We start from the raw sequence: 3,965 nt of genomic DNA on the forward strand, positions 1-3,965 counted from the left end.
GTGCCGACCAGCATGCGGGTCACGTCGAACCGGTTCTCCGGCAAAAGATGTTCGAGGGCGTAGCCGGACACCTGACGGCCGAACTGGCCGAGTTCGGTGCGGATGGCCGCCAAGCCGCCGCGGGTGACCTGCTGCAATGCACTCAGCGCCGGGGATGCCGTCAGCTCGCCCGCCGCGCCCAGTTGCAGCGACTCCCCGGTTCCGGTGAGCACATGTAGGCCCGTCACGTTGTCCGAGGTCCGGCCGTATCCGAGGGTGCGGGACCCGCACGCGTTGTTGCCGATCATGCCGCCGATCGTGCAGCGGGTGGAGGTCGACGGATCGGGCCCGAATCGCAGGCCGTGCGGTGCCACGGCCTGCTGCAGCACCATCTGGATCGTGCCCGGCTCCACTGTCGCAGTCTGTGCGTCCGTGTCGATCGAGAGCACCCGGTTCATGTGCCGGCTGAAGTCCAGGATCAGTCCCGTCCCGACCGCGTTGCCGGCGACGGACGTGCCACCGCCGCGCGAAGTCAGGGGCACACCCTCCCGGCGGCACACCGCGAGGGCCGCCGCGACCTCGTCGGCGTGTCGCGGCCGCGCGACGACCAGCGGTCGCACCCGGTACAGGGACGCGTCGGACGAATAGGCGGCGCGGGTCGTGCCGTCGGAGAGAACATCGCTCACTCCAGAACTGCGCAGCTCAGCGGCCAGTGATTCAGCGGTGATCATTTGTAGCATGCTACATGCTCCTAGCATGCTACGAACAGTCCTGTGTTGTTACAGTGATCGGGTGGCAGACGAAGCGCTCGAACTCGAACCGCTCACCCCGTTCGCAGGACGACGGATGGAGCAGGCCATCGCCGCCGTGCGGGCCGCCATCGACGACGGCCGCATGAAGCCGGGAGTGAAGTATTCGGTCTACCAACTCGCCGAGGGCCTGGGCATCTCCCGCACCCCCGTGCGCGACGCGCTGCTCCGTCTCGAAGAAGTGGGACTCATCAAGTTCGAGGCTCGGCAGGGGTTCCGCATTCTGCTCCCCCAGCCCAAGGAGATCGCCGAGATCTTCGCAGTCCGATTGGCGCTGGAACTTCCCGCCGTCCGCAAGGCCGCGACCGCATCCGACCCCGCCCTGTCGGACGCACTACTCCGCCAGCAACGCCTGATGCGGGACGCGGCCGCTGTCGGCGACGAACACCAGTTCGCCCACCATGACCTCGGGCTTCACGACATGATCCTCGACGCCGCCGACAACAGCCGGGCCCGGGCGATCGTCAAGACATTGCGCGAGACCACCCGACTACTCGGGGCCAACACCGCCGACAAGACCAGAACGCTCACCGACATCGACGACGAGCACACACCCGTCATCGACGCGATCATCGCAGGTGATTCCGACGAGGCAGAGGCCGCGATGCGTAGGCACCTGGAGAACACCGGACGCCTGCTCGTCGCACAGGCCCTTCGCACCGAGGCGTCCGATCGATCCGTCGACGAGATCTGGTCTGCCGTCGTCTGAGGCCCATCCACCCGTGAGTACTTATCAACGTCCGGCGGTTAACAAGTACTCACGGGTGCGACATCAGTCCTGCTTGGGCACCCAGTGGTCCGTCACGAGCTCGAAAGATTGTTTGAGCTCGCCGTATGCCGCACGTTGAGCCTCCTCGCCCTCGCCGTACCGCCGAACGGCTGTCTCATGCGCTGTGGCGAAAGCGGCCTGCACCTCCTTCGATGATCTCCGCAGTGTCTGTGGGAGGTCTGTCCGGTTCACGGCTCCACTCCTTCTCGGTCATGGGCTTGGTCTCGTACCCATCGATTGTCCGCCCGGTACCACCGCGACGGAACCGGAGTTGGGCAAGTTTTCCGACGCCGACCGACTGATCAGCCATCGGCAGTCACGAGTCACCCCGACTCCCGACCGTGGCGGCACAGACCGGGAAACACCAGCATCGGACACCTGCATAGGCAACAATGACTCGGGAAGCTCGCCGCCACGTGAAATTCATTCTCGCCGAAGGGAATTCCGGACCAGAGGAGACTCGATGCCCGTTTCGCCACACACTTTGTTGCAGCACGTCCAGGATCGCACTACCGACCTGCGCCGATGGTTGGATACCGGCGAGAACACCGCCACCTTGACTGCATATCTGCGCGACGAACCCGTCGACCACCGATGGCTCTCCACCTACCGACGACTCACCCACGACCTGCTACGGGCGGTCGACCACGCCAGCCCGCCCAGGGAACCTCACGACGCGCCGACGCCGAGTGTCGGCCGCCAATCGGACCTGCGATGAACGACGACCAACGCCGGGCACTCGAACACGTGCGCGACACGTGCGCGATGCTGCACTGCTTCCTGACCACACACCCGAGCGACCGACCCCCGGAACGGGTCCGCACCGCCACCTTCGAGCAACTCACCGACGACCTCCTCGACGCCGTCACCTCGGCACAGAACGCCGGCGTCCCGGAACAACGCATCTTCGACAGCATGTGACGGATGGTCTTCGTCGGAGTAGGCGCTGCCGTGACCGGGGTAGAACCCGTCCAGGCGCCGTTCCCCGGCGGCCGATGCCACGGTGACCACCTCGCAGACGCTGTCCTTGCCGAAGTCCGTCAACCGGAGTGGTCCGATCCGCCGATCCAGGGTGAGGCCCCTGCTACCCGGCAGTTCGCCCACCGCACTTCGAGCGCTCGGTCGAGCCGGGCCACCTTCTCACGGGTCAGCTCTGCCCGTTCCCATCGGTGACGGCTCCGCAGGACGGCATCAGCGGCACGGCCGGGATGAGCGGCGCCGTCACTGTCAGGGGCGGGGTGGTGGCGATCGCGGTCAACTCGTCGAGGGCCAACGGGATGTTCCGCTGTGCCGGCCGCCTGCCCTCGCGTCGGTGTTGTCGGCGTCGCCGGCTGTAGCGACGATCCGGGTGCCTTCGGGACGGTAAGCGACGACACTGCGTTCGAGCGTGCGGACACCCTGTTGATCTCGAACCAGGTATCCACCGAATCGAGCACCGTACCGTCCGGACGGGTGCCCGACCGAAATCTGGGTGCGGCGGGCACCCTGCCTGCGGCAGACTGTGCCTGGTGATCCTGACGATTTCCACGACGGCGCGCCCGGCAACCAATCTCGGGTACCTGCTGCACAAGCACCCCGATCGGGTTCAGGAGTTCACCCAATCCTGCGGTGTCGCACGCGTGTTCTATCCCGAGGCGAACGAAAATCGTTGCACGGCGGCGCTGTTGCTCGATGTCGATGCGATCCGGCTCGCCCGCACGTCCGGCAGGTCCGCCGACTATGCGATGGGACAGTATGTCAACGACCGGCCGTACGCCGTGTCATCGCTGCTGTCGGTGGCGTTGGCGGACGTCTTCCGCACTGCCCGTGCCGGACGGTGCACGCTCAAGCCGGAATTGGCCGCGACGCCGATCCCGCTGGAGATTTCGCTGCCCGCACTGCCGTGTCGCGGTGGACCGGAACTGGCCGAACAACTCTTCACGCCACTGGGGTGGACCGTCGAGGCGCGCCCCGTGCCACTCGACGATGCGTTTCCGGAATGGGGCGATTCCCGCTATGTGCGGCTCACCTTGCGCGGCGACATCCGGCTCGCCGACGCCCTGAATCACCTGTATGTACTGCTTCCGGTGCTCGACGACGCCAAGCACTATTGGGTCGCCTCCGACGAGGTCGACAAGCTGATCCGCGCCGGTGGATCCTGGCTCGCGGAGCACCCGGAGAGCACCCTCATCACCCGCCGCTACCTGCGGCATCAGTCCGCCCTGACGCGCTCGGCGTTCGAGCGGCTCGCCGAACTCGGCGACGACGTGGCGGAGCGGTTGGAACCACCGGTCGACGAGGAGCCCGGCAGCGACGCGGCGGGCATTGGGTGCGAGGCGGACACGGCGGCCGCCCCGCCGCTGAACCTGCTTCGGCGCGAGGCGGTCCTCGGAGCGCTCGGCGAACTCGAGGCCCGCACTGTCATCGAC

7 protein-coding genes are annotated in these 3,965 nt (G+C 66.7%); 4 read left to right on the forward strand and 3 right to left on the reverse strand.

The window, feature by feature from the left end; genetic code table 11:
• The coding region (locus tag AC1DWT_RS49950; RefSeq protein WP_477926141.1) for an FAD-binding oxidoreductase at positions 1-710 on the reverse strand (710 nt) is incomplete at its 3' end.
• A 61-nt stretch (positions 711-771) separates the two neighbouring features.
• On the opposite strand from AC1DWT_RS49950, the gene AC1DWT_RS49955 reads away from it, so the two are divergent.
• Positions 772-1,497 carry a GntR family transcriptional regulator gene (locus AC1DWT_RS49955; RefSeq protein ID WP_179377672.1) on the forward strand — a complete coding sequence of 242 codons (726 nt, stop codon included), beginning with the start codon at positions 772-774 and terminating at the stop codon, positions 1,495-1,497.
• Positions 1,498-1,560: 63 nt separating this feature from the next.
• Here the strand turns inward: AC1DWT_RS49955 and AC1DWT_RS49960 are convergent, their stop codons facing one another.
• Positions 1,561-1,749 (reverse strand): ChaB family protein, encoded by a 189-nt coding sequence (locus tag AC1DWT_RS49960; RefSeq protein WP_072941588.1) that lies wholly within the window; start codon positions 1,747-1,749, stop codon positions 1,561-1,563.
• A gap of 271 nt (positions 1,750-2,020) precedes the next feature.
• Here AC1DWT_RS49960 and AC1DWT_RS49965 point away from each other — a divergent pair, with 271 nt between their 5' ends.
• Both AC1DWT_RS49965 and AC1DWT_RS49970 read left to right on the forward strand, forming a co-directional pair.
• Positions 2,021-2,275 (forward strand): hypothetical protein, encoded by a 255-nt coding sequence (locus AC1DWT_RS49965; RefSeq protein ID WP_179377671.1) that lies wholly within the window; start codon positions 2,021-2,023, stop codon positions 2,273-2,275.
• Positions 2,272-2,478, forward strand: coding sequence for a hypothetical protein (locus AC1DWT_RS49970; RefSeq protein WP_072941917.1), 207 nt, complete (start codon positions 2,272-2,274; stop codon positions 2,476-2,478). The genes AC1DWT_RS49965 and AC1DWT_RS49970 overlap by 4 nt, the downstream gene beginning before the upstream one ends.
• A gap of 226 nt (positions 2,479-2,704) precedes the next feature.
• Here AC1DWT_RS49970 and AC1DWT_RS49975 read toward each other — a convergent pair whose 3' ends face one another.
• Positions 2,705-2,830: a hypothetical protein gene (locus tag AC1DWT_RS49975; RefSeq protein ID WP_259375783.1), complete on the reverse strand. Its 126-nt coding sequence runs from the start codon at positions 2,828-2,830 to the stop codon at positions 2,705-2,707.
• 235 nt (positions 2,831-3,065) lie between these two features.
• Between AC1DWT_RS49975 and AC1DWT_RS49980 the strand changes: the two genes are divergently transcribed.
• A partial coding sequence (locus tag AC1DWT_RS49980) for a 3' terminal RNA ribose 2'-O-methyltransferase Hen1 (protein WP_477926142.1) occupies positions 3,066-3,965 on the forward strand: 900 nt, incomplete at its 3' end.

It is taken from the genome of Rhodococcus sp. P4_B6, from assembly GCF_056402215.1.